Origin of the sequence: Acinetobacter sp. TGL-Y2 (assembly GCF_001612555.1) — a bacterium.
Classification (GTDB): Bacteria; Pseudomonadota; Gammaproteobacteria; order Pseudomonadales; family Moraxellaceae; genus Acinetobacter.
This window is the reverse complement of the sequence record NZ_CP015110.1, coordinates 1362436-1389310: the sequence shown is the minus strand read 5'-3', so window position 1 is coordinate 1389310 and position 26875 is coordinate 1362436. Positions and strand designations below refer to the sequence as shown.

Below are 26875 nucleotides of genomic sequence, written 5' to 3'. Positions count from 1 at the left end.
GCCATAAAAATAGACTGATCATTCAGTCTATTTTTATGGCTGATATTCTTATCCATGTAAAAATAACGTATGCTTTTCTTCAGCTTATTTACATTGATGTTAAACATGTCGCAGACAAGAAACACGATAATATTTGCCCTATGTGCAACTTTACCCTTGCTGATTTCAGGCTGCCAAGTGGTCAGCGTAAAAAATCAAGCACTCAATGTATCTATTGCCAATGAACGCGATAGTATTTTAACCCGCAAAAAAATGAGTGAAGCCAGTCTTAATGTACTTTCCATGACTGGACGTGAAGCTGAGGAATGTACAGATGAACCGGAAAAATGCATCGCTGAACTTGAAAAGATTCCAGAAATACTCGATGAGCAATTTCTTTCGACAGCCAGCGAAGCTTACCTGACTCGAGCCTTAGCGCTGAGTAATTCCTCTGAGTGTAACGTCAGTTTAATCAATAAATATCAGTCTGAAGAAAAGAAAAAAGTTCACCAAGAGCAATATAATCAATGTCTAGATCAACAAATGGGTCTGCTGGATAAAAGTATTCGATATAGTTATGCCTATCTGTTCAAAACCAAACGTCATCCACAGGAACGTCTTTTTGACAACAGACAAGTACAGATTCGTGACTTTTATAACCAAGCTTTAGCAAAACTCATTACTAATTACGGTTTAAGATATACAGGTGAAAAAGTCCCAAAAGAAATTAAAGTGGGCGACAGCATTTATTCGATCAATTATAAACATTACCCTGAAATTGCTAACCGTAAACTCGAAAGCCTGATCAGTAGTTACAATCTCAACTTTTCAGGTCTGCGCTCTATTAACCGTAGAGATGGTTTTGGATCTGAATTTGTGGCAACCTTGCCTGCACCTGAAAACGAAGACTCAGGCAAATACATCGTAGATCCTTTAAATCACGTTTATAAAGGCGGCATCAATCCCAATATTCATCATCCACGTTATTTGTCCGTGACCATGACTGCGGAACCTAAATCTGCGGGCAGTGTTGAAGACATCATTCATAACCCAAATTTCCAGCTGAATATTTATGATCCGTATAGTGTTGAGAAACTCAACATTGGCGGTAAAGACTATCCTCTCGCTACCAATTTCTCTGCACCGTATGGGCTTTGGCTTGCAGAAAATAATTTAGGTGCAGCGGCATATTTAAGCTTAATTGATCGTGACAACAGTATCACCATGCCACATTTGTTCATGCTTGAACCGTACAATCCAAATAAGAAAATTATCGTTTTGGTTCATGGTCTTGCCAGTAGCCCTGAAGCATGGATTCGTCTAACCAATGACATTATGGGCGATGTCGTTCTGCGTGAGCATTTTCAAGTTTGGCAAGTGTTCTATTCGACCAATATGCCCATTATGGAAAGTCGTTTTCAAGTCAATGCCATTATCAATCAAGGCTTTGCAACGCTTGATCCAAAATCAGCTTCAGCCAAAGATGCTGTACTGATTGGTCATAGCATGGGCGGAATTATTGCACGCCTTTTGGTTAGCGATGCTGACTTAACAGGTCCTGCTTTAAAGATTTTAAAATCTCAGCAGCTCACCCGCTTTAAAGATGAACCCTTGTTTAAAGCGCGTCTAATTATGAAGCCAGTGAAAAATTTTGATCGGGCTATTTTTATTGCAGCACCCCATCGCGGCACAGATTATGCTGACCGCTGGTTTACCCGTGCAGCGCGAAAAATCATTAAACTTCCAGGTGCATTTTTGGGTGCGTTTGCAGATTCACTGACTGAAAAAGACATTAACGTGCAAAATTTTGTTAAAGATTTAGGTCATGGTCTTATTCAAAATGGTCCCAGTGATCTGAGTCGCAACTCTAAATTCACTGAATTAACTGAAGAGGTTGTGCCAAACAAAGACATCGCCTTTCACTCAATCATGGGCAATATTACGGGTAGTGATGACCCGAATGTCATCAATGATGGCATTGTGCCTTATAAAAGTGCTCACCTTGAAGGAGCACAATCTGAAATTATTCTCAAAGGTGGTCACTCAATTCAGGAAACGCCTGAAGCAGTGCTAGAATTACGTCGAATTTTGAGGTTACATTTGACAGCAAATGGTCTGTATAAACCATAAATCTATCTTCGCCTTTACTCCAAAAACATAGTTAAAATTATGGTAGTGTCTAAATATGACGTGTTAACCACTTATCTTTCATGTCTTGATTGTATTTTAATAAAAACATATGCGAGACAGCTTCATGATTTTCTTTCTTCTTCGAAAAGCTTAAAGTTTTCCGTGTAAAACGTCCCAAGCGATTTCTTAATGTGGCATTGAACCGTTCAACATGGTTCGTTAAACCTGTATGTTTACCTACAGAGCGATGGGTATTAGGATCAAACACCTCAGCATAACTTGACCAATAATCACTACATGTTGCTAAATTAAAGTAGGCTGTGGGAATACGGCAACGTAAATCTGTACACGTTTTATCATTGCGCCGACCACATACATAAGCGACGACCTGACGTGTACGACGACATAATGCAATCCACGTCCAAATCTTGTGACGACGAGATTTTACAAAGCTCCACAGTTCATCCAGTTCTAGAACATCTGTTGGATGAGCATCAAGTAATTCGTCACTCAATTTCCTGTTGTTTACTTTTTTTTATCCATCCCATCAGTGTTTCAGGTGCAACACCAAATAGACGCTGCATGCCTCTTAAACTGCCTCGTTCAAGATAAGTATTGATCATAAGTTCTTTTTGCTCTTCGGTATATTTGATTTTAGGTTTGAGCACACTTGATCGACCGCAATCTTTACATCTGAACTGCGCATTCCCACTTTTATTATGCCCATTCTTATAAATATTTGCTGATTGGCAACGGGTACATAAGTAGCTTATCGTTTCTATGATCATGTTTAAGGTCTATTGCTCAGGCATTTTCAAGTCTATTCTAGATTAAAAAACGTTGTTTTTGCATACTACCATTTTTTGAATGAATCAATTGATGATATGGCAAGATGTGAGTTTTACACTACATTTCAAAATAAATATTTTTATATTTATCAATAAATTAAAAATTATAATAATGTAGTGTAAAGAATAGGTTTGGCTATAGCACAAATAAAAAGGGTGTTAAAACAGCAGCAACATTCACACTCAATCTTTTTAAAATGTTTAAATCAATACATATTTAAAAACCTCAATCCAACACCAGGTTCAGTAATAATGTATTTGGGATGCACCGCATTATCGTTTAATTTTCCACGTAATTTGGCCACCAGTATTCTCAAATAATGTGTGTCTTCCTGATGCGTCGGCCCCCATAGCTCTTTCAAAATTTGAGGTTGTGTAATCAACTGTCCTTTGTGCTGTGCGAGTAGATTGAGTAGCTGATATTCTTTGCGTGTTAAGGAAATTAACTGTTGATTCAAAAAAACTTGTCTGTGTGCAAAATCAATTTTTAGCACATCATCGTCATAAACAGCCGACTCTACGACCACATTCTGCGCTTGGCGAAGTAAAACACGTATTCTTGCCATGAGTTCCTGAACACTAAAAGGCTTGGTCACATAATCATTTGCACCTGCATCTAACAGTTTTACTTTTTCCTCCTCGTCAGCACGAACGGACAGTACAATGACTGGTGCATTAGACCAACTTCTCAGCTCAGACAGCACATCAAAACCGTCTAGATCGGGTAATCCTAAGTCTAAAATCACTAGATCTGCACCCTGCAAAGCCAACAGTTCTAAACCCTGCTGACCATTTTCAGCTTGAAGGACTTTATAACCTTGCGCCCGCAAAGCAATATCTAAAAATTTTCGAATCTGTGTTTCATCATCAATAATCAGCACATTGGCCATCGCACTTGCGGACACGTTTTGCTCTGACATCAGATCTCCTTATCCAATAAAATAGTTCACGCCACTTGTTGTATAGAAAGTTGCATGCGAATGCAGGTGCCTTGATTGTTTTTCGCAGAAGATGCCACTATTTTACCCATATGCGCTCCAATAATCGCTTTCACAATCGTTAAGCCCAAACCCGTACCGTATTGACCACGGTCGCCACGCTCCATGGTATAGAACATATCAAAAATACGATCACGCTCATCTTCAGGAATACCTTGACCTTGATCGCTAATGGCTATTTCTATCTCATTTTCAGTCAGTTTTGCAACATGAATCGACACGGGTTTATGCTCAGGTGAGAACTTAGCCGCATTTTCCAAGACGTTAAAAATAGCCTGTTCGATGAGTGCCCCATGTACAAATAAACTGAGTGTCTCATCAGGTAAATGTATCTCAACCAATGACTTTGGCATATAGCGTTTTAAACGGCGAACGGCTGAACCAATCAATTCATCGACACCAATCCAATCCCTTTTTAGGCTAAGCCCTTCGTGTCCCAAACGGGTCATATCCAATAAATTTTGAATATATCGGTCTAAGCGCTCTCCTTCTAAATGAATCGCTTCGAGTAAACTGTCCTGATCTTTCTCATCCATTGAATGACGATAATTACTTAAAGTATCCGCTGCACCAATCATAGAAGCCAAAGGTGAACGTAAGTCGTGAGATACCGATGATAATAGTGCGGATCGCAGTTTTTCTGTTTCTGAACTGACATTGGCAATTTCTAAAGCTTTGGTCAATTGAGTCCTTGAAATCGCTTGTGCAATATATTCAACCATCACTTCTGCCAATTGTTTTTGCTCTGAATTTAATGCCAATTGAAATGATGAAAATTTAAGCCCTACTACACCTAAACATTGTTTAGAGGCCAATAATGGTAAAAACCACCAATCATTTTCGGTCAAAGTTTGAGTAAAACGCCCTGAAGGCTGATGGTTTTTAAAGGTCCAATCGGCAGAAATTTTTTCTTTATCACTGATATTGTGTAACGCTGTTTTTACTTGTGCGCTTTCAGGAAAATAAATCCAAACTTCGGCATTTAAATTTTTACTTAGGCTGCTTTCAGCAATATCTTGAACATGTTGCAAATCGACTGCTGTAGACAGTTTCTGCCCTAAATCTTGCATAATGCTGTTATAACTATTGGCTGCTTTTAAAGCCGTGACTTGCTCTTTAAGTCGCGATGCCAATCGACTCGAAATTAATGCAGCCCCCAAGAATGCCACCACAGTAATCATGCCTTGGTGTGCTGAAATTTGTAACGTAAATTTAGGGTTAATAAAAAAGAAGTTATACGCTAAAAAGAACAAAATGGCGGAAAGCACTGCTGCCAACATGCGTGTTTGGGATGCAACGAAAACCACGGCTGTTATAAAAACGACAGACAGGTCTTCTATACCCAGATATTTTTCACCCAAACTGGCAATTAAAATACTGATGCCTGTGGTAACAATGACATAACCAGCTTCTCTCAGCGATAAAAACTCACCCTTATCTGGTAAAATTGAGTGATGTTTCTGCTCAGCAGCAATAGGCACAATACTCAACTCAAAGCGAGGTTTGAATCGCAACAACTGATCAATAAAATTTGGCTTTACGTTGAACTGAACTTTTTTTCGAGCAGCTTGTGCTAATACCAAAGTCGATATTCCGTGATCCATCACATAATCAAACAGCGTTTTGGCATGTTGCTGACCGTATAGTGTTTCGGTCATTCCGCCCAATTGACGCGTTAAATTTAATGCAGCCTCAATTTCACGGCTTTGTAAGTTTTCTTGCTTGGCTGTTATTTTTGAATCTTTAGAAAAGGCAACCACAGTCCAATGTGCCAACCGATGTTCAGCAATACGACATCCTGTACGAACCAATGCCTCGGAATGCCCTTGTCCATCGACCATAATTAAAATATGGTTTTTGAGCGGAATAGGTGCAAGTCCTTGAATAGCAAAATTTTCCCGCACATTGTCATCGACATGACTTGCCACAGTTTGCATGGCCAATTCACGTAAGGCGGTTAGGTTAGAGTGATTAAAAAACCGCTGTAAAGCTTGCTCTGCCTGCTCTGGCACATAAACTTTGCCTTGATTTAAACGTTCAAGTAGCTCATTGACAGGTAAATCAATTAAGCGAATATCACGAATACGCTCAAACACCCGATCTGGAACGGTTTCTGTGACACGAATGCCAGTAATTTGAAGAACCACATCATTCAAACTTTCTAAATGCTGAATATTCATGGTGGTAAAGACATCAATACCTGCATCTAATAATTCATTAATGTCTTGCCAACGCTTTTCGTGGCGACTGCCCGGCATATTGGTATGCGCAAACTCATCAACAAGAACGATGCTCGGCTTTTTTTCAAGAATGGCATCTAAGTCCATTTCTTCAAGTTGATGCCCTTGGTACTCAATGATTCTACGGGGGGTAATGCTCAGACCTGCAACCAAGTTTTCAGTTTCTGCACGACCATGCGTTTCGACATAACCAATGACGATATTGTTGCCTTGTAGAGCCAAATCATGCGCACGAACTAACATGGCAAAAGTTTTCCCGACACCCGGAGCTGCCCCTAAAAATATGGTTAAACGCCCAGATTGATAGCGCTGGGTATGTTGTAGCAAAACATCTGCTTTATTGGTTCGCTGATCTGTCATAGAAATAATCTTTATTTATAGATTAAAAATTCATAGTTCAAAAAATTCCAAATCGGTTTGACTATCCTGATTGGTGGCATGGATGCCACCGTTGGGCAGAGGGACAAGGCAGTCCCTTCGGCCCAATAAAGGATTTTGGTTACTTTGATCCTTCAAAGTAACAAATACCAATACAAATTAATTTAAACTTTTCAATGTAATATCAGGCAGTACCAGCTTTTATGATTATACATATTCGCTTTTACTAGACTATTTTTTCAAAATAAACTTTTAAAAATTAAACTCTTAATATTTTCTAATTTCTCAAATATTCGTTTTGATTCATTTAACCATCCGATCCAAAGCCAAATTCAATGCTAATACATTTACACGTTCAACCCCCAAAACACCTAAAGTGAGTTGAACTGTATGATGCTGTACCTGTTTCAGTACATCTTGCTCAGAAATCTGTCTTGCTTGTGCAACACGTTTGACCTGAATCAATGCCGACTGCAGACCAATATCAGGGTCTATCCCACTGCCTGAAGCCGTCACCAAATCCGCAGGAATTGCTGACTTCTCAATTTTTTCCTGTGCTGAAATTTTATTTAAGCGTTCATCTACCGCGTGGTGCAAAGCTGGATTGGTTCTCGCCATATTACTCCCTGCCATTGCCATCGGATCATAATTTGAAGCCGATGGGCGTGGCTGAAAATACTGTGCCTGAACAAAAGGCTGTGCAACCAGACTTGAACCCACAACCTGATCATTTTGCACAATTAAACTGCCATTGGCTTGATGCGGAAAGATCGCTTGCCCCAGTCCTGTTGCAACTGAACTGTAGACAAAACCACACAGCCCCAAGGCAACAATGCTTAAGCCAATAGATGCACGGGTTAAGCCAGCCGGCGATGAATCAATCAATTGACTTTTTCCCAATGGATTGTTTTGCAATAGATCATTTTCAATATTCATTTTTATCATCCTCACACATATTAAAGTGACAACAATGGACTAATCATCAGATCAATCAATTTGATTGCAACGAATGGCAACAACACCCCACCCAGACCATAAATCAACATATTACGGCGTAACAATTGTGTAGATGTTGACGGTTTAAACTTCACCCCACGTAATGCAATGGGAATCAGTAATGGAATGATCATGGCATTAAAAATAAGTGCTGAAAGAATGGCACTTTCAGAGCTGCCCAATTGCATGACATTCAAGACATCCATTTGCGGAATAGCGGCAACGAATAGTGCAGGTAAAATGGCAAAGTACTTCGACACATCATTTGCCAAAGAGAAAGTCGTTAACGCCCCTCGGGTAATCAACTGCTGTTTCCCAATTTCTACAACTGCCAGTAATTTGGTGGGATCTGAATCTAAATCCACCATATTGCCTGCTTCTTTCGCCGCTTGCGTACCTGAATTCATGGCAAGCCCGATATCTGCTTGTGCCAAAGCAGGTGCATCGTTAGTACCATCCCCGACCATGGCCACCAAATGTCCTTTATTTTGTTCTGCACGAATACAATTCAGTTTATCTTCAGGTCTTGCTTCAGCAATATAATCATCCACGCCTGCTTCCGCTGCAATGGCTGCCGCAGTGAGTGGGTTGTCCCCTGTGATCATGACGGTTTTGATGCCCATTTCACGTAAGCGTGCAAATTTTTCCTTAATACCTTGCTTAATCACATCAGAAAGTTCTATCACCCCTAAAAGGTTTTGATCTTTTGCCACCACTAACGGTGTTGCGCCTTTCGATGCGACTTGCTCTACACGGGCTTTTAACTCGCTATGGTTTTCAAGGTTTTGCGATGCAAATTTAAGAATCGCATCCAATGCCCCTTTACGTATTTGATGACCATCGGACAAATTCACCCCTGAAATACGGGTTGATGCACTAAAGGCAATAAATGCTGCCTGATCTGGGTCAACGATACGCTCACCCAATTCTTTTGCCAAAGACACCACAGACTTACCTTCAGGTGTCGGATCTGCAAGTGAAGTCAATACCGCAGCTTGACGAAGCTCTGATTCGGTCACACCTGCGAGCGGATAAAATGCGGTTGCCTGACGGTCACCATAAGTAATGGTGCCTGTTTTATCCAGCAACAACACATCCACATCACCCGCCACTTCAACTGCTTTACCTGACTTGGCAATGACATTCGCTTTTAAGGCTCTGTTCATCCCCGCAATCCCAATGGCAGGCAACAAGCCGCCAATCGTGGTTGGAATGAGACACACCAACAATGCAACCAATAGAATTGGATTAATTTCAATATTCAGAAAATGCCCAATAAAAGGCAGACTCCCTACCACGACGATAAAAGTCACAGTCATCACGGTCAGTAAAATACCCAATGCAATTTCGTTGGGGGTTTTTTGACGGTTAGAACCTTCAACCAAAGCAATCATACGGTCTAAGAAACTATGTCCTGCTTCGGCCGTTATTTGTACCACTATACGGTCAGTGAGGACTTTAGTACCCCCTATCACGCCCGATTTGTCTGTGCCTGCTTCACGTAATACAGGTGCAGACTCACCCGTAACCGCCGCTTCGTTAATGGTGGCAAAACCATAAATAATCTCGCCATCAGCTGGAATCAACTCTCCTGCACGAACTTCGATCAGGTCATGCATTTTCAATAAAGAGGCGGCAATTTGTTTACCATCAGTATCATCTTTATGTTGAATCAGGCGAGCAGTCAAATTCTGACGTGCCTGTCTTAAGGATGATGCTTGACCACGACCTTTGGCTTCCGCCACCGCTTCTGCATAATTGGCAAACAGTACAGTGACAAATAAAATAAAGGTGACCAATAAGCCAAAGAGCAAGTCAGCTTTACCCATCAAGGTGCTGAGAAAAGTGATAATAGTGCCCAGCCATACAATTGCCATGACAGGATTTCTAATCATGTGTTGTGGAAGTAATTTAATACATGCATTTTTCCACGCTTCAGCTTGGAATAAAGTTGAAGTGTTTTTTTGATTCTGAATAGATTGTTTTGAATGATTCATTGTACTCACCCTTAACCTTGTACCAATAACAGATGATCAGCAATCGGCCCTAAGACGAGGACTGGCATAAATTGTAATAAAGTTAACATCACCACAATGGCAATGAGCGTGAACGCAAAGGTTGGCGTTTCAACTTTTAAACTCCCGCTGCTTTCAGGTGCCTGACGTTTCGCGGCTAAACGTGCTGCAATCCATAATGGAATAATCAGCGTCGGGAAACGACCCAATAATAAAGCCAGACCACAGCTGACATTCCACCATACGGTGTTATCTGCCAAACCTTCAAAGCCTGAACCGTTATTGGCAAATGCAGAAACATATTCATACAGCACTTGTGAAACAGCGTGATATTGCGGATTACTATTGCCTGTCAATTCAGGGAAAAATAAAGTCACAGCTGTTAAACTTAAAATTACAATCGGCTGGATTAATATCACCACCGCCAGTAATTTAATTTCACCCGCTTCAATTTTTCGACCAAATAATTCAGGGGTACGTCCTGTCATTAAACCCGCAACAAATACCGCCAAAAACAGATAGATAATAAATTGCTGTAAACCGCAACCAATCCCGCCCCAAATGGCATTAATCAGCATATTGGCTAAAGCCACAAAGCCAGTGAATGGTGCAGATGAATCATGCATCATGTTGACAGAGCCATTATTCACTTGCGTGGTCACAGCTGCCCAAAGTGCAGAAGATGCCTCACCAAAACGAACTTCTTTACCTTCCATTGCATAAAGCTGTGTCGCTGTAGATGAAAGACTTTCAGACCAAATTGCACTACTTGCTGAAATGACGGACATCAGTAACATTGAAGCAAAAACAAAGCCTGCAAATTTTGCGCGTTTAGTGAAAAAACCCAACATGAAAATCACAGAAACTGGAATCAGTAGAATCGCTAACATTTCTAAAAAGTTAGATAACGGCGTTGGATTTTCCAGTGGTACACTGCTATTCGGTCCATACCAACCACCACCATTACTGCCAAGCTGTTTAATCGCCACCATCGGTGCAACTGGGCCTAATGGAATTTTTTGTGTTTGTAATTCGGCAGTTTGGTCGACAACTTGCACTTCAGGGCCACCCTGAAATGTAGATGGCACACCTTGGCTATTCAGCAATAGCGACCAAACCATACACAGCGGAATTAAAAAACGAAACGTTGGGCGAATCACATCTGCCCAATAGTTACCGATATTAATTTTCTGAACTTTGGTACTAAAACTTGCATTCTGATCTGCTTCTGACAATGCATTCGAGTGTTTATAGAACAATGCTCGAACGGTTGCGACAACCATTGCCAAACCCATCATGGGGGTAATGATTTGCATACCCACAATACCCACCATTTGCGACAAATAAGACAGTTGAGCCTGTCCTGAATAATGTTGCTGATTGGTATTGGTTAAAAATGAAATCATGCTATGTAACGCCAAATCCCATGACATATTCGGTGCGTTATTGGGATTAAGTGGTAGGCTAGCTTGAGTCATAAATAAAACCCAAGTAGCTGCGCCTAGCACCAAACAACTCAGCACAAAACTCAGTGAATAAGTCTTCACGTTCATGCCAATTTTAGGATTTGTCCCCAACACCGCATAGATTGGTTTTTCAATCCAATTAAATATGGGATCAATTTTCATCTCACGATTTTGCATGATTGCCGCAAGATACTTACCCAAAGGATAAGCGAGAACAATCACAACAACCAAAAGTAAAATAAACACTAACATGGTATTTCATTCCCTTTTAAACAGTGAGAAATAGACCTCTTTGTGATATTGGTATATGTAAGATTTTTAAGTATTTGTATGAAGCATATTTTTGGATGCTGTACTTTTTGATGTGCTATCAGTATCGCACTCATTTTTTAATCCTAAACACTGGGATATTCCACGGCTTAGTATGTGAAAACAAGGCGTAAACTCTCTATTTATAAGAATACGTATAGCGTAAAATTTTCGTAAAATTTGATTCTTTTTTATTTATAAACAACAAAAAATAGATTAAAAGGAATCCAAAAATGATGACGATAATGATGACATATATGGAAAATTTTGAACTGTTTAAAGCCTTATTTTTGGGATTGATTGAAGGTCTAACCGAGTTTTTACCCATTTCCAGTACAGGACATTTAATACTTTTTGGTCACCTGATTGATTTCCAATCGGATTCTGGACGTGCTTTCGAAGTCGTTATTCAATTGGGGGCTATTCTTGCCGTTTGCTGGTTGTATCGAGAAAAAATTATCGCATTGGTTCAAGGCTTTTTTTCTGGCGATGCGCATGCCAGACGCTTTGCCTTCAATGTATTGGTCGCCTTTCTTCCTGCCGTAGTTATTGGAATATTAGCTGTCGATTTTATTAAACACGTCTTGTTTAGCCCTATTGTTGTCGCTTGTGCACTGATCTTTGGTGGACTTGTTATTTTTGCAGTTGAAGCAAGAAAGTTTGAGCCTAAAACTATTGAAGCCACGGATATTAACTTAAAGCAAGCCATCATTATTGGTCTTGCACAATGCCTTGCCATGATTCCTGGCACATCTCGCTCAGGTGCAACTATTATTGGTGGCATGCTGTCAGGCTTATCACGTAAAGCAGCTACAGAGTTTTCTTTTTTCCTGGCGATGCCGACCATGCTCGGTGCAGCAAGCTATGACCTCATTCGCAATGCAAGTGTATTAACCTCAGACAATATGATGAATATTGTTGTTGGTTTTGTCGCTGCATTTATTGCAGCCTTACTTGTCGTCAAAGCTTTGGTTAAATTTGTAGAAAAACATACCTTAAGAATATTTGCTTGGTATCGTGTGGTATTGGGAATTATTTTATTAATAGTCTTTGGTTAACATACACTTTTATTCATTAGATCTCTTTCATAAATCAAAAAATAATCAATCTTTTGCCGATTATTTGTACCAAAGCCTCTTCAATAATCATGCATAATCTTTGAATGAAATACATCGATTCAAAAAAGCTTTCTGAAACACAGTTCAAGCGATATACAGGCATCTCATGGTCAACCTTTTATTTAATGGTTGAGCAACTTAATATGCATGTTCCTGCCAAAGGCAGACCACCTAAATTGAGCATAGAAGATCAAATCCTTCTATGCTTAAGTTATTGGCGTGAATACCGAACATTGTTCCATGTCGCAACAAGTTATGGTGTTTCAGAGCCTACAGCTTCAAGAATCGTCCGCCACGTAGAGGACTGCCTCATCAAGTCGAATTTATTTAATTTACCAAAGGATTTGCCAGAAGGCGAAGGCATTGATTGGAATGTGGTGATCGTAGATGCCACAGAAATTACAATACAAAGGCCTAAAAAAACAGAAGAAAAGCTATAGTGGGAAGAAGAAGGCACATACTTTCAAAGTTCAAGCCATCATTCATTATAAGACTCAGAAAATTCTAAGTTTATGCACGAGTCGTGGTGCTGTACATGATTTTGAACTCTTCAAACGTAACTTGAATCAGATTCCTATAGGTGCCTTCATTCTTGCAGATAAAGGCTATCAAGGGATTTATGCAGTATATGCGAATAGCCTATTGCCATTAAAAGCAAAAAAGCGCTGCAAACTGGATCCTGAGCTAAAAATGTATAATCAAGAAATCAATAAAAGGAGAATTGGCATTGAGCATATATTTGGTAGTTTGAAAACTTTCAAAATTCTTGCTGAGCGATATCGTAACCGTGGAAAAAGACTGGGCTTAAGATTCAATTTAATTGCTGGAATTTACAACATGGAGCTGAATAAAAAATGACTTATGAAAGAAGTCTATTAGACTTCTTTCATGGATTCATTTTATTCCCATCTATTGTAAAAAATAAACAGCAAATGAAGCATTACGGAAGTCGTCTATTTCAAATTGAGAAAATATCTGTAAAATATTTGGTTATTTACAAAGACACCCACTCAAATTAAAAATATTTATATCCGCAGTTTTTTCTGAACGAGCCTCAATATTTACAAGTCACAACAACAAATAAGAAGGATGAATTAAAGAAATTTGGTCAGAACAAAAGTACTTTATATTTTTAGGATGAGTTCAAATCCCCTAAATTTAATGAAACCAAAGACATAAAAACAATGTTGCGCTTTAGTCATAAAATCAAACTGTCTAATAATGCAACAAAGACCACTTTGTTTATAAATTTGTAGCTCAACAATATAACATTTGCAGACGCTCTCATGATAATTTATGCGTATTCGAAGGACTTCAATTTTAAATGAATACAGCCATGCTCTCTCCCGACCTAAGCACGCTTACTCCCATGATGCATTAGTGTTATACAATTGTTTTCAAATACAAAAAATATGAAAATATAATTAAGTACACTAAAAAGGATACTTATTAAAAAATCAAAAAAATACTTATAAAGAAAAATTAATTTATTCAGTTCTTAACGGCTTTGTTGCACAAACCCTACCTTTAGATGCTCAGCAATATAATTTCGGAATGAATAAACCTGCGCCTAAAATTTACCGCACAACAAATGGGTCCTCTTATAACCGAGCATTAATAAATAGAGTAAACATCTCCATTTGGTTTGACCCTACAACTCAATGGTATGCTCAGCCACAAGACAAGCATGGACGAAATCAAACCTATTCCGACACAGCGATTCAATGTTGTCTGATGATCAAATCTCTGTTTCGACTTTCTTTACTTATGGTCACAGGCTTTGTTCAAAGCCTTATTCAACCCTGCGGTTTAAGTTGGACAGCACCAGATTACTCCACACTATGCAGACGACAAAAGCATATTGATATTGCGATTAGTTACCAAAAAAGCAGTGATGGATTGCATCTACTTGTAGATTCGACTGGATTGAAGTTTTTAGGTGAAGCTGAGTGGCAACGTAAGAAACATCTTGTATTTCTTTAGCCATCGCCTTTCTCATATCACCAGCATCAATTAGTGATTTAACATCAGCACCATAATCTTTTCCAGCATTTCTGTTATGCCCATGACTTGAGGTCTTTTTATGATCATCGGGATCCATTTGTATTGATGGACCTTGACTTTTAGAAAGAGTAGTTACACTACGATTCAATACCTGGTTTCGTAGTTCAGCCATATGCCCCCTCTATAACCACCATTTTCTATTGCACTTCCTTTTTAGAAGTCTCAGTCAGGGTACGGGTACCCCCCTATTAAAAAGCCCGATATAAAATTATCGGGCTTTTTAACAGTTTTTAAAATTTTTGAGTAGCATATATTATACTACTAAACTTTTTCATGATTTGAACAAAGGTAATGTAAACTTAATTTTCCCATTCTCATACTCCAAATATCCCTGTAAAATTAGATCAGTCAACTTAGATTCATTATATATATTACACTCAACAATATATTCACCGTCATCTTCTGTTTCTTCAATTGTAAATATTGGCCTATTCGGGTTTTTTGCTTTAGAACTGTCAATTTCATTATATGGAGTCAGTGATAAAGTATAAGCCTTTTGCTCAATGCTTCTCTCCAATTCTTCGGTTATTTCCTCATACATTGAAGAAGATAATTCAAATTCATTTTCAAGTTTAGAGAAATTTTTGCTATTTAAATAACTTAAAAAATTCTCTATTAATTGATATGCGTCTAATTGTAATGTGTCAACTTTACTCATTTAACCTTTCCTTCTACTTAAAATATTTGTTGATGATCCTGCTGAAGCACCCAACCCTGATAAATATGATCTTGCTTTTAATGTCGCACATTTTGATGCTTTTGCGCTTAACCCCGCCGCTCTTAGAGACTTAAAAGCTACAACTGTTTCACTTCCAAGTAAACCGGCTTTTGAAGAGGCATCTTGAGCCCTATTCGCTTTATAATGTGGAGTTCCTGTAGTAGTTTTATTCTCATTTCTCCCCTGAATACTTACCGCAATAGCGTCATAATATTTATAATCCTTAATATTATTGACTGCCGCATCTTGATAAACATGATGTGAGTCGTTCAATGTTTTTTTACCCTGTTTTGTCATTTCGCGATGAGTACCAATTTGAACATTTTCTTGTTTTAAAATATCATCACAATCGCATGGATAAGAAGGGGTTAAGCCATATGGATCTATCCAATTGATAGGATTTGGCGCATAAGCATAAATATTATATCCACCCAATAATCCAATCGGGTCTTTGGAAATAAAACGCCCTACATACGGTGAATAATAACGATAGCGGTTGTAATGAAGCCCTGTCTCTTCATCAAAATATTGCCCTTGGAAACGAATATTATTACTGATGATCTCAGAGTTTTCAAAGAAATTTGACTTCGCTTTTTCAGTCTTGCACTCACCCCATGCTTTATATTCAGCTTTCCAAATGATCGCACCAGTATGGTCGCTCATTTCTTGTGGCGTACCTAAGTGGTCACAATGGTAATACCATACATCATTAAAATCTTTGGCTTTCTTACTCGTTTTCCAAAGTGGATCGCGTTGTAAGCTATAAGGTTTATCTGACCAATCAGGCGTTTGATGAAGCTCTATCGCTTCCGCGTACACCGCCTGTACCAATGGGATAAATGTACCCTTTTCATACACATAGTGCTTGGTGGCGTGATCATTTGATTCATAGGCTAAAGTATTGCCCTCCCACCCATAAATCACATTTTGTTCATCACCTGTATGATGCTGTTTACTGCGTTTATGAATACGACGACCTAATGCATCATAACGGTACTCTGCGGTATATTCGGTATTTCGACTTTTGATCAGTCGTCCACACGCATCCCATTCAAGATGTAAATCACCTCTAGTCGATTTTTGACGGATCAACTGACCATAAGCATCATATTGGTATTGTTGGTCTAGATATTCTTTCACTACGTTATTGACTAAACGGTTATAGCCATAACCTTTTTCTTCCACATTCTGACTGTAGCTGTGTTCTTTTGAAGTGTTATAACGATCGATGATGTTACTTGCAGGGTCAAAGTTAAAGGTTTCTTTACCCAGTTTGCTATTGGCTTCAAGTAAGCGTCCAACTGGGTCATATTTGTATTGAATATCACCACGACGTGTGTCTTGTATATGAATCAATTGACCCGTTTTATCGTACTGATATAAACGTTGAATCAGTTGTTCAGTTTCATTAACTGCATTATTTGGAATTTGATTCGATGTTGTTTGATAGCCAAGTTCATGTCCATTGACTACACGCTGTTGGGTTAAACGTCCAACTACATCGTATTGTTGCTCTTGGCTGGTGCCATTAGCATAGTGGCGTACCAACTCACGATGTAAATCATCACGTTCAAAGCTAACAATGTCTTCACCATTTAAAATTAAGCTCTGTACATGACCACTGCCGTAGGTGAGCCAGTCGATATTCTGTCCGTCTGGTCGAATGGTTTTAATTCGATCATTGATTTCATCATAACTGTGTTTCCACACAGCAGTTTTTCCTATTTTGAAATCTTGATGGTGTTCACGCGTCAAATTTCCGACGGCATCATAATACCATTGTAAATTGCTCTCGCTGTTTTTGGCTTGAATGATTTGTCCATTGCTGTCATAAGAAAATTCTTCAATTAGCTTTTGTTCTAAGTCTTGTTCTATATAACCATACCCAGCAGTGCGTTGTTCTAAACGCCCCATACGGTCAAAGAGGAATTGTTGAATTCGATCTTTCGGTGCAGCACGGTCTCTTAAATCTTGACCATATGCCGATGCAACTTCGATACTGCTCGCAAGATTACCATCGGTTTCATCGTACTTATAAAGCGTCTCTTTACCATCGAAATCAATTTCTTTGGTTAAGCGACTTGCAACATCATAGAAGAATTCGTAACACGCCCCATTTTCATTGGTCAGACGTTTGAGGCGATTCAGTTTATCCCACTGGTATTTCAGCTTATGATTCAGTGGGTCTGTACGTGATGCAATCAGACCTGCTGCGTCATATTCATATCGGGTTTGTTGCTGTTTCGAATCTACATGTGCAAGTAACCGTCCTTCAGCATCATGAATATAATGTTCTTCTGTTCCATCAGCATATTTAATTTTTTCGAGCTGACTCACTGCATTTAATGGCAGTCCTTTGGCAATAGGTTCTCTTTGCTCAGTTGATAAATCGGTATAAAAATATTCTACTTTTTGTTTTAAGGCATTTTCTACCGATTTAATGCGCCCTCGTTCATCATATGTCCATTGCGTTTCTTTGCCTGAACAATCGATATAACTGACTAAATTCGATTGATCATCATATTTAAGTGTTTTTGAACCACCTCTGGCATCTTTAATACTGGTGACTAATCCAAAGACATTATAGTTAAATGCTGTTTCATGTTTTAAAGGATCAATTTCTTTAACAATATTGCCCTGCCCATCATATTCTTTAAACCAACGCCCTTGCTCAGCATCAACCATTCCAATCAGTTGACGTTTGTCGTCATAGGCATAATACAAAGTTGAATCATCAGGTTGAGTTACTTCAATAATATTGCCATGTTCATCATAAGCGTAAATTGTGACCGCAGCATCGGTATCCACATGTTTGGTAACACGCGCAAAATCATCACGGAAGAACCATTCTTCTAGTCCATTCGGGTATCTAATTCGATAGGTATAACCATCAATATCATAGTAGTACCAAGTTTCTTCACCATAGGCATCCGTCACATAGGTTAAGCGAATGTTTTCATCCCAAGCCAATTGTGTATCTGAGCTGCCATCATCCGCCCATTCGTGATATGCCTTTGAGGTCGGTTCAATCCCATCATACTCAAGGTTCATTCCACGATTGGTAAGATCGGTATAGCGAGTTAATAGATGGTGATCATATTGGTAATGAAAACTTGCACCATTTTCGGTAATGGCTTCGATTAAATTGCCTTTTTCATTATAGTTATAACTCGCAAGTGGACGAATCAATTGGCCTTTTTCAACCAACCACACATCATCTATTCGCCCTTGTGGATTAACTTGGAAAGCCACATGCACGAGTTGTTTTTGTTTTTCTTTAATTAAGACATCTGAAATAAAAGATTGTTCTTCTAATGTATGATCATAGCGTACTGCAATGGTAATCCCATTTTTGTATTCAATCGTCGCTAAACGATACCCTTCTTGGTATTTCTCAAAAATATGTTTTTCTTCTTTGTTATATGAAATCATCTGCACTGTGTCAGACACAACTGTATAGTAAAAATCTTCTGTTTGATTGTGGAAACTGGCACCGACTTTTAGCTTCGGTAATTTAATAGCACGAGCATCTGCGCCAATATATTCCAAACCACTTAGATGTTTGATATAACCTGATTTTTCTTCTGTCTCTTCAATATACTCGCTTTGTGGGACTATTCGAGTGGTGAATGGGGTCAACCATCTTGCACCAAACTCTCCACCATCCAAGGGATAAAGATTGGATGCATAAGTTCTGTTTAAAATAAAACTCTCAATAGATGGAACAACAGCATCTTGATGGGTGATAAATTCAGTACCCATTGCAAAGGTAATATGGTTTTTAGTACCAACTTTGGCTTTTCCGCCTCCCAAATTTACAGGACACAACTGCTCATTTGGGTTAGCTTTAGCTTTAGCTTGGTTATTGGTTTTTTCCAACTCTCCACTTGGTTTTTGTTTTTTCTTCTCTGTCACTTGGCTTTGCTTAATTGCCGCTGTTTTTTTATTTTTAGCTTTAAACTTCAAGGCAGCTTGTAATAATACATTCAGTAACCATGCAATACTCATCGCTTTCTTAGGATCAGCCAATGACATCAAGTATTGGGGTGCTTTTTTCCCAAATGCTCGAATTAGATTAATCACAGTCTGAATCGGTTGTTTCGCACTAGCAGGAACAGCGAAAGAAATACCTTTAGCCACTGTATTAATATTTTCTTTAACACCCGCTTTCCATAAATTGACCACACCATCTACGGCATTACCAATAGTTGCTTGAGTATTACGCTGTAAATTACTGATACTAACTTTACTTAATTGTTTTTGTGCTTGTTTTACATTACCAGTTGAACTAAATACCTTACCACTCAGAATTTTTTGAATTCCATTGGCAAAATCATTACTAATTGCAGTTATTTTCGTACCACAATTCTGCATCATTCCTGTAACTAGAGGTTGTGCTTTGGCAGCAAATTGATCTAACTCTCCTGCAATACGTTCATTTAAATGATCACTCAATATCACCAAAATAGTGTCTGAAATAACACCTTTGGCTTGTTGACGAACCAAATTAAGCGTTGGCCTAATACTCATCCGCATGGTTGCCATTGTTGGGGGTGCAGGAATAATACCAATCACATCCAAACCTAAATTTAGCCAATCAAAGAAACTTGGGCTGGGTTTTTTACTAATATCAATAACATCATAAACTGCATCAACCAATGCAATAGCATTACCTATCACAGGTAATGAACCTGCAACACTCTTAATAGTGTTTAAATCAACATAATTGTTAGTATTTTTTTTAAGCCAAGAGTTTATTTTGTTCATGCCAGACTTCACATCTGCAGCATACAATTTATTCAGTGGTGTAACAGCAACTTGACCCGTATTGGTTCTAACACTTGGTTTTTTTGCAGGTGTTTTACTGATTGTTTTAGGCGGAATTCCCATCTTTATAATTCTCTAATCTTATTTAAATGTAAAATTCATTGTATTTAACGAACCGCTTTTTGAAGCTAAATTTTCGTTTTGTTTCACATTTTCTTGACGTAAGGGATTATTTAACTGCGGTGGAGTGATGTTGCCATTGATTCCACTAATTGTATTTTGCCCCAAAGTTTTAGGAACAAAGTTTGAAATTTGATTGGCAATTTTTGATTCAACCTCTTGTTGTAACATCGGCAATAATGCCTTTGCTCCACCTTCTTTCAATTGCTTGGCAGTTTCAACTGCTTTCATAATCGAGGATGGATTGGTGAATGCTTGTCCTAAGGCTTTTTTTGCCTCACTCGTGGCACTCTTAAGTATAGCGTCTGCTTTACCCATTAAAGTTTGTGCATCAGGGTCATTCTCATTTGGCCACATTGGGGGCCGCTTGAAGTCACTGGATTCTTCCCAAGGATTTCGCTTGTCATCTTCAAATACAACTTTAGCAGCACCCGTTGCTAAACCTGAAACGCGTACAAACCCTTTATCATCAAGTTGTCCTGTGAATTGTTTACCCAATGCATCAACAACGGTATAGCCACCCTGTTTTACAAACTCACCATGACTATAGTCATGCAGCAATTCCAGTACCCCTTGCCCACGTTTGGGTGGCGGAGGCAAATTCGATTGAGCACTTGCACTCGCACCCCCTTGGAATATATGTTGCCCTGCGTTGACTTGAAACTTACCACCTGTCTTCGGAAAGATCCCTGAGCCATTTAAGGTGATTTGTGATGATGCACCTGTAATCACCACCTCTTTCGGACTACTGATCTCAATCCGATCTTCGGTCGAGCTAATTTTAATACCCAGTTTTGCAAAGATATCTAAAGCATCAGACTGTGCCTGAATCTCAACTTTACCCTTTGCTGCAATCAGATTGATACCAGTCATCGCAGAAAATAGGCTCAGCTTATTTTGTGCATGCGCAATAAAATTCTTTTGGGTGCTAAAATTGATACTATCGCCTGCATAGTGGTTGATCTGTGCATCCGCAGATAAGTGAATATCTTCTGGGGTACTTAAGGCAATGCCATCAGCGGAACTGAGCAGGAGCAAGGCTTTGTTAAATTTGGCGATCTTTTGTTGAATTTGTTCAGCCAATTCTTTGAGCTGTTCGACTGATTCGATTTCATCAGTCTTTTGATTCTTCGCAATATCACTTAAGGCTTTGGCATTACTTTGACTGCCTTCGAGTTGTTTCTTAGCAATCTCTGCATCAAGATGCTCCCCTTTGGCTTGGTCTTGCTTGTAGGTACTGAGCAATAAACCTTGACCAGCACGTAACGCACCCCATTGGTCAGTACGCAGTTCAAAGCCTTCGCCACGGTCTTCGCTTTCTGCCTTGTCTTTAGGATGACTCAGTTTCCCTAAGTTCAGTTGGCTTGCACCATGACTACTTTGTAGTTGTGAGCTGATCTGTCCTGTGGTGTCGTCAAAACGAAGTTGGCCAAAGCCTTCGCCTTGTACTTCTTTTGATCGGATGCCTGCGATTTTTTTGGTGTCAGGCAGTTTGCCTTTTTGATCGAATTGAGTCGGGCTGCGTCGCCCTTCGTGTATGCGTCCGACCACAAAGGGGCGGTCGATGTTGCCGTCAAAGAAGTCGATCACGACAATTTCATTGATGCGGGGGTGGAAGCGTGCGCCATAGCCTTCGCCTGCCCAAGGGGTCAGTACATCGACCCAGGCTGAATCGGTGTCATTGTCATTGGAGCCTGCACCACCATCATGTCCATTGTCTTCATTACGAGTAAACAGGAAGCGAACTTTTATCCGCCCCCATTCATCTACATAAATTTCTTCGCCATCAGGTCCGACCACTTTGGCACGTTGCGGTGACGCAACGGGTCGGTGTTGCAGTGGGTTGTATTCTGGAACAGTCGCAATATTGCGTCGTTGTAAAATCAGATTATTGGCTTGGCGTTCATCCTTGTTATTGGTGCTGATTTCGCTGTGTTGCCAATTGCTTTGTTTGAGTAATGCGGTCACTTGATCTGTGAGATCTTTGGGTAAGTTGTTTTGGTTATAAAAAGTCTTAGCAGTGATCAGGAATTCTTTATCCGAACCGCTATGTTGATCTATTTCAGGGTGTTCATTCAATTCAAACCAGTAGCCGACGAGGCTATCACGTACAGTGGATGTGGCTGTGAATTGTTTGGCTTGTGAATCATAGTAGTTGCTTAAGTTTTCATTAAACTTTTCAATTTGGCTGTTGCCTGATTGAGTCGCACCATCTTCCCCTTTTAAGTCTTGCATCCATGCAGGCGAAAAGTGCCATGCTTGTTCTAAACCTAAACTCGCATTGTCATAGTGTTCACTGTGACTGTGTTTGCTTTGTACACTCCCTGCACCTTCTTCGGTCTCTAAAGCATCGGCTTGCCATCTTTGTACGTGTACTGCGGTCGGTTGAATGGAGCGTTGTCCGATAAAGTTGGTAATTGAATCACTTTGTTCGGTTGCGCTGCTGCGGTGGAAACGGATATTGCGACGGTCAAGTGCTTTATATTGATTGTTGTCATCTATGAGGCGTAGTTTTTGGGCTTGGATCTGCTCTGTTGAACTGGATACTTTGTGCTGAGCTTCATCGATCAGCCAGTTGATACCTTCGCTTCTCATTAACCGTGTGAGAAAGTCGTGGTCACTTTCTGAAGCCTGCATGATGAAGGGACGTATGTCGTAGTCTTTGGTTATGCCACTTGTATCTAAGCTTAAGCTTGTTGCGAACAAGGCGCTTTTGTCTTGCCATTCTTGAAAGACAGTTTGAATGACATCCACGACTGATTTGTTCATAAACACACGCGAGTTTCTGCGGTGTTTCCAAAGCGCTGTTGCATCTTCTACGTTCAGGCGATAAATCGTCAGTGATCCATCACTAGCACCGATATCCACCTGAGTCACTATGCCTGAGATTCGTGTTAGTTCTGATTGGTCAGTAACGATATCGACCGCGACTTGACAGCCGATGAAGTTTTTTAAAGCAATGTGGGCATCTGTAGATAGGCAAATGAGCTGTAAATTTATGCCTTGGTTGAGGGCATGTGTCCCATCAATACGTTGTAGGAATACTTTATCGTTGAGTATGCTATTGCTGAACTGTAGGTGTATGGCACGCTTTTGTGCAGTTAGTCCGAGTTGTTCTAATGCAGCGTAAATATGATTTGCCATAATTTATTATTTGATTTCAGATTGTGATGAATTATACAAAATAAAAGCTAAAATTGTCTAACTTTAGCCTTTATTTAAACAACACTTTATGTCTCATTTTGTTGCAGTCTTTTTAAAAGCATACGACGATACTTTATCTGTCCTTTGGTCATTTGATATTTTTTTTGTAATTCACTTATCTTGAATGTTGTTAATTCAGTTGCATGTTGCAACACCCATTTTTCTATACCCACCACTCCGATGATTTCTTTAATATTTAATCTGCGTCGCAAGGCTTTACGGGCATTGTAGATTTGGTCTGTAGAGGTATTGAGCTGAGCAGCAATTTGCAGAATCGTGATATCTGGATTTAAAATCGTGTCTCGATGTTGATAACGCCACTGCCATGTTGCATTTAATTGTTTTAGATGAATTTCACTCATCGCAGGTAGTTGTAATTCTGCACAGGCAAGTTCATGAAATTTTCTTGCGGTGTAATCATCGGTTTGTAAGATTTTTTGTAGTTCTTTAAAACTTTTGCATTGTGCAATTTGTACTTTATGAGTTTGGTAGATTTTTTCAACTGTATACTGGTTTTCATGAATGCGCGTTTTTTTATCTTTTATACTGAGCTCGCTGACTAAATAATTGGAATAGCTTTTTACGGTACCTTTGCTCAACCCATATTTTTCAAATAACATGGGGTAACTGTAGTTCAATATTTCATGTTGGTGTTGAATGATCCATTTATAGTTACGTCGAGACACGGCTTTTTGCAGATTAAGTTCACATCGAATTTTGGTTGCTGTTGAGGTCGAAATACCAAGCACATCCGTCATTTCAAGCCATGTAAGTGTTTTAATATAATCGGCTAATTCAGGAGTTATGACCAGAGATTTAGATCCTAATCGTGGTGCACCATAACGCCAGCCAAATTGCAGAGTAAGACCTACTACTATTTTTCGTTCTTCATAAATATCCCAATCTTCACCTTGCCAATCCTTGACCGTTTGAATTGGATAAAGCACATACTTACTCACCATCTTCACTGAGACTTCATTTATTGATCAACGTTGTTTGTTTTATCAAGTTCAGCTTAAAATTTGAAGTAATTTTTGCAAAGTTTTACATGTATTACTGCGCATGCTTAGATTATTTAAAAAACCATGTTTTAAATAAACTTGTTTTAATCAAATTCCTCAACACCCTAAAAGTGATCCACTTTCTCAGCTCAGCCAACCTCATAGATGATCGTTATTTTCTCATATTAGAAAATTCACTTAATACTTTATGGATTAAGCCATTCCTCTGAGGTTGATACGTTTATCTATGCTGATATACATACTGGAATTACCACTAAATACACAAAAAAATACGACATGGCCAGATGTTTTTTTGTGGCAGACCATATCAATCCAAAGTTCGCTGAACAATTGAGTTTGCAGTTATTGAAATAGAAGCTTGTGTCAGAATTAATATTCCACATTTATTGAATAAATTAATACTACTGCGGTACTACTTCGCACACTCAATATCTAATTTATTTTTGTAATAATCTAAAGCCTCATCTAAGTGTTTGAGTAGTTTCTGCTCGGTATATTCTGGCGATAATTTTATTAATTTCGGTAAATAATCAGCTTTATAAGTTCGAGGATAGTCCTCGCAGATTATTTTAGTGCTTTGTTGTTTAGAAGTGTTTTGATTGTCTAAAATATCAAGATATACACCAATTTTTTGATCAGCTTGTTCAAATTGTTGTTTAGCCAATAGATCCTCTTTAGGCTCAGTTTGTTCTTTCTGACAGGCAATTAAGCCAAGGCTCAGCAAACCTATAAGTAGTACTTGTTTCACATTCTGCCTCGTTTTTGTTTTAAGTAAGATACGCATATCACAAAAAAAAGAAAGTGGTCTGTCTAGAGTCATTCATATCACGCTTTACTATTACAATAATCAGATGTTTGCTAAGATTCAAAAAATGAAATGAATTATATTGCGATAGATGCCTGAATTTAAATTAACCCTCAGTGAATACCTCACAACAGTTCAAGAAGTCATTCAAATGACTTTTGATGAAGCTGTCTGGGTAAAAGCTGAGATTCGCAACTTAAATATTAAAACTGGGCATTACTATCTAGAGCTTGCTGAAAAACAGCAAGATTCAGATAAAGTCATTGCCAGCTGTCGTGCAACAATCTGGAAAACATTAGCCAGTAAAATGGTTTTAAAATTTGAACGCGAAACAGGGATTGAACTGTCTCGAGATCTAAATGTATTAATTAAAGTCAAAGCACGCTTTGATCCGCAGTATGGTTTTTCAGTCAATGTTGAAGATATTGATTCAAGCTTTACGCTAGGTGATCTTGCAAGACGTTATCAACAAATTATAGAACGACTCACCCAAGAAGGTTTAATCAATAAGAATAAACAACTACCCATGCCATTTGATGTCCATCATGTTTTGGTGATTGCGCCTGAAAATGCTGCGGGGCTTGGTGATTTTAAACGAGATGCTGATGTTTTAGAACAAGCGAATGTCTGCCATTTTATTTATGATACTGCTACATTCCAAGGAAATACTGCTGCACATAGCATTATGGATGCTTTAGCCAGAAACTTAAAAAAATGGGCAACTGATTTTAATACACCACCGGATTTGATTGTACTCATTCGTGGTGGTGGTGCTGTCAATGATTTAGCCTACTTAAATGACTATAATCTTGCCGCCCTACTCTGCAAACGAAAAGTACCAATTTGGGTGGGCATCGGTCATGAAAAAGATCGTACTATTTTAGATGAAATCGCACATCGCTCTTTTGATACACCCAGTAAAGTCATAGCAGGTATCCGTAATTTAATCGTTGAACGCTCGCAAGAAACGTCCAGTTTTATACAACAGATTAAACGATTGTCCCAACATCAAATTTCAACTTATCAGAATCAAAATGATCAAATGATGAAAGTCATCAAAGTACTGGCTCAAGCTCAATTAAATACAGCGAATAGTGCTTTAGATCAATTGAAAGAACAAACACATTATTTAGCCAATCAGCAAATTAGATTAGCATCCAATCAAATTGATGGATTACTACGAGAAACCTTACTTCAGAATCCGAAACAAGTGATAGCAAAGGGTTATGCCGTTGTTCGTTCCGAAGGTAAGGCGATTCATTCTATCCAACAATTAGGTTCATCAAACTTTTCAGTGGAGATGCAGGATGGTCTAATAGAAGCTCAAGTCTTACAGGTAAAAGCAAATGACAGATGAAAACTTAAGTTTTAAAGAATGTTATGAAATTTTAAAGAACAATGCCGAATTACTTGAATCTCAAGAACAGCCAGACATTGATAATTTAATGAAAATCGTCGAACAGTCTATGGATGCATATAAAGCCTGTAAATTTAGGGTTGATGCTGTGCAACAAGCACTAAATGATACATTTAAAGAGTAAATTTGAATTTAGACTAAATCACCAGATAATCGTGCTAAAACTTTATAATTATTTTCAAATGAGCCATTATTCTAATAACTTATTTTTATTTTAGGGC

18 protein-coding genes and 1 pseudogene are annotated in these 26875 nt (G+C 38.9%); 7 read left to right on the top strand and 12 right to left on the bottom strand.

The genetic code is table 11. From position 1 onward, the window contains the following. Positions 1–105: 105 nt before the first annotated feature. Positions 106–2109: an alpha/beta fold hydrolase gene (locus AMD27_RS06425; protein ID WP_212846461.1), complete on the top strand. Its 2004-nt coding sequence runs from the start codon at positions 106–108 to the stop codon at positions 2107–2109. A gap of 49 nt (positions 2110–2158) precedes the next feature. On the opposite strand, the gene AMD27_RS06420 is transcribed toward AMD27_RS06425, so the two are convergent. From AMD27_RS06420 to kdpA, 7 genes are all read right to left on the bottom strand, one after another. Further along, positions 2159–2623, bottom strand: coding sequence for an IS1 family transposase (locus AMD27_RS06420; RefSeq protein WP_067657894.1), 465 nt, complete (start codon positions 2621–2623; stop codon positions 2159–2161). Continuing rightward, positions 2616–2897 carry a transposase-like zinc-binding domain-containing protein gene (locus AMD27_RS06415; protein WP_067657891.1) on the bottom strand — a complete coding sequence of 94 codons (282 nt, stop codon included), beginning with the start codon at positions 2895–2897 and terminating at the stop codon, positions 2616–2618. The genes AMD27_RS06420 and AMD27_RS06415 overlap by 8 nt, the downstream gene beginning before the upstream one ends. 266 nt (positions 2898–3163) lie before the next feature. Beyond that, entirely contained in the window at positions 3164–3877 is a 714-nt protein-coding gene (locus tag AMD27_RS06410; RefSeq protein WP_067657886.1) for a response regulator, read from the bottom strand. Between the two features lie 26 nt (positions 3878–3903). Then, positions 3904–6555, bottom strand: a complete 2652-nt coding sequence (locus AMD27_RS06405) for a sensor histidine kinase (protein ID WP_067657883.1) — start codon at positions 6553–6555, stop codon at positions 3904–3906. Positions 6556–6876: 321 nt separating this feature from the next. Next, positions 6877–7509: a potassium-transporting ATPase subunit KdpC gene (gene kdpC, locus AMD27_RS06400; protein ID WP_067657880.1), complete on the bottom strand. Its 633-nt coding sequence runs from the start codon at positions 7507–7509 to the stop codon at positions 6877–6879. Between the two features lie 20 nt (positions 7510–7529). Next, positions 7530–9566 (bottom strand): potassium-transporting ATPase subunit KdpB, encoded by a 2037-nt coding sequence (kdpB, locus tag AMD27_RS06395; protein ID WP_067657877.1) that lies wholly within the window; start codon positions 9564–9566, stop codon positions 7530–7532. Between the two features lie 11 nt (positions 9567–9577). Continuing rightward, positions 9578–11302: a potassium-transporting ATPase subunit KdpA gene (kdpA, locus tag AMD27_RS06390; protein ID WP_067657874.1), complete on the bottom strand. Its 1725-nt coding sequence runs from the start codon at positions 11300–11302 to the stop codon at positions 9578–9580. Between the two features lie 314 nt (positions 11303–11616). Between kdpA and AMD27_RS06385 the strand changes: the two genes are divergently transcribed. The 4 genes and pseudogenes from AMD27_RS06385 to AMD27_RS18080 all read left to right on the top strand — a co-directional run. Beyond that, positions 11617–12417 (top strand): undecaprenyl-diphosphate phosphatase, encoded by an 801-nt coding sequence (locus AMD27_RS06385; protein ID WP_067657871.1) that lies wholly within the window; start codon positions 11617–11619, stop codon positions 12415–12417. A 104-nt stretch (positions 12418–12521) separates the two neighbouring features. Next, on the top strand, positions 12522–12917 hold the full coding sequence (locus AMD27_RS06380; protein ID WP_067655826.1) for a transposase family protein: 396 nt from the start codon (positions 12522–12524) through the stop codon (positions 12915–12917). Next, positions 12865–13335, top strand: a complete 471-nt coding sequence (locus AMD27_RS06375) for a transposase family protein (RefSeq protein ID WP_067655823.1) — start codon at positions 12865–12867, stop codon at positions 13333–13335. The genes AMD27_RS06380 and AMD27_RS06375 overlap by 53 nt, the downstream gene beginning before the upstream one ends. 696 nt (positions 13336–14031) lie before the next feature. Next, positions 14032–14445, top strand: a pseudogene (locus tag AMD27_RS18080) (IS5 family transposase); the annotation flags it as partial. 367 nt (positions 14446–14812) lie between these two features. Here AMD27_RS18080 and AMD27_RS06365 read toward each other — a convergent pair. The 5 genes from AMD27_RS06365 to AMD27_RS06345 form a co-directional block, all read right to left on the bottom strand. After that, entirely contained in the window at positions 14813–15199 is a 387-nt protein-coding gene (locus AMD27_RS06365) for a hypothetical protein (protein WP_067657865.1), read from the bottom strand. Beyond that, a complete protein-coding gene (locus AMD27_RS06360; protein ID WP_228140723.1) occupies positions 15200–20149 on the bottom strand; it encodes an RHS repeat-associated core domain-containing protein in 4950 nt (1649 codons plus the stop codon). 18 nt (positions 20150–20167) lie between these two features. Continuing rightward, positions 20168–23350 carry a type VI secretion system Vgr family protein gene (locus AMD27_RS06355; protein ID WP_067657862.1) on the bottom strand — a complete coding sequence of 1061 codons (3183 nt, stop codon included), beginning with the start codon at positions 23348–23350 and terminating at the stop codon, positions 20168–20170. An 86-nt stretch (positions 23351–23436) separates the two neighbouring features. Continuing rightward, complete coding sequence (locus tag AMD27_RS06350) at positions 23437–24372, bottom strand: hypothetical protein (protein WP_067657859.1); 936 nt, start codon at positions 24370–24372, stop codon at positions 23437–23439. 472 nt (positions 24373–24844) lie between these two features. Then, positions 24845–25180, bottom strand: coding sequence for a hypothetical protein (locus AMD27_RS06345; RefSeq protein WP_171254783.1), 336 nt, complete (start codon positions 25178–25180; stop codon positions 24845–24847). Positions 25181–25328: 148 nt separating this feature from the next. On the opposite strand from AMD27_RS06345, the gene xseA reads away from it, so the two are divergent. Continuing rightward, positions 25329–26594 carry an exodeoxyribonuclease VII large subunit gene (gene xseA, locus AMD27_RS06340; protein WP_067657856.1) on the top strand — a complete coding sequence of 422 codons (1266 nt, stop codon included), beginning with the start codon at positions 25329–25331 and terminating at the stop codon, positions 26592–26594. Continuing rightward, the gene (gene xseB / locus AMD27_RS06335) at positions 26584–26778 is read left to right on the top strand and encodes an exodeoxyribonuclease VII small subunit (RefSeq protein ID WP_067657853.1); all 195 of its coding nucleotides are present in this window, start codon (positions 26584–26586) and stop codon (positions 26776–26778) included. The genes xseA and xseB overlap by 11 nt, the downstream gene beginning before the upstream one ends. The last annotated feature ends 97 nt before the right edge of the window (positions 26779–26875 follow it).

Bases quoted from the DNA above. Each gene is read 5' to 3' on its own strand.
- AMD27_RS06415 (WP_067657891.1), bottom strand. From the start codon at position 2,897: ATGATCATAGAAACGATAAGCTACTTATGTACCCGTTGCCAATCAGCA.
- AMD27_RS06380 (WP_067655826.1), top strand. From the start codon at position 12,522: ATGAAATACATCGATTCAAAAAAGCTTTCTGAAACACAGTTCAAGCGA.
- AMD27_RS06425 (WP_212846461.1), top strand. From the start codon at position 106: ATGTCGCAGACAAGAAACACGATAATATTTGCCCTATGTGCAACTTTA.
- AMD27_RS06385 (WP_067657871.1), top strand. From the start codon at position 11,617: ATGGAAAATTTTGAACTGTTTAAAGCCTTATTTTTGGGATTGATTGAA.
- AMD27_RS06355 (WP_067657862.1), bottom strand. From the start codon at position 23,350: ATGGCAAATCATATTTACGCTGCATTAGAACAACTCGGACTAACTGCA.
- xseA (WP_067657856.1), top strand. From the start codon at position 25,329: ATGCCTGAATTTAAATTAACCCTCAGTGAATACCTCACAACAGTTCAA.
- AMD27_RS06405 (WP_067657883.1), bottom strand. From the start codon at position 6,555: ATGACAGATCAGCGAACCAATAAAGCAGATGTTTTGCTACAACATACC.
- kdpA (WP_067657874.1), bottom strand. From the start codon at position 11,302: ATGTTAGTGTTTATTTTACTTTTGGTTGTTGTGATTGTTCTCGCTTAT.
- kdpB (WP_067657877.1), bottom strand. From the start codon at position 9,566: ATGAATCATTCAAAACAATCTATTCAGAATCAAAAAAACACTTCAACT.
- AMD27_RS06350 (WP_067657859.1), bottom strand. From the start codon at position 24,372: ATGGTGAGTAAGTATGTGCTTTATCCAATTCAAACGGTCAAGGATTGG.
- xseB (WP_067657853.1), top strand. From the start codon at position 26,584: ATGACAGATGAAAACTTAAGTTTTAAAGAATGTTATGAAATTTTAAAG.
- AMD27_RS06360 (WP_228140723.1), bottom strand. From the start codon at position 20,149: ATGGGAATTCCGCCTAAAACAATCAGTAAAACACCTGCAAAAAAACCA.
- AMD27_RS06375 (WP_067655823.1), top strand. From the start codon at position 12,865: ATGCCACAGAAATTACAATACAAAGGCCTAAAAAAACAGAAGAAAAGC.
- AMD27_RS06365 (WP_067657865.1), bottom strand. From the start codon at position 15,199: ATGAGTAAAGTTGACACATTACAATTAGACGCATATCAATTAATAGAG.
- AMD27_RS06410 (WP_067657886.1), bottom strand. From the start codon at position 3,877: ATGTCAGAGCAAAACGTGTCCGCAAGTGCGATGGCCAATGTGCTGATT.
- kdpC (WP_067657880.1), bottom strand. From the start codon at position 7,509: ATGAATATTGAAAATGATCTATTGCAAAACAATCCATTGGGAAAAAGT.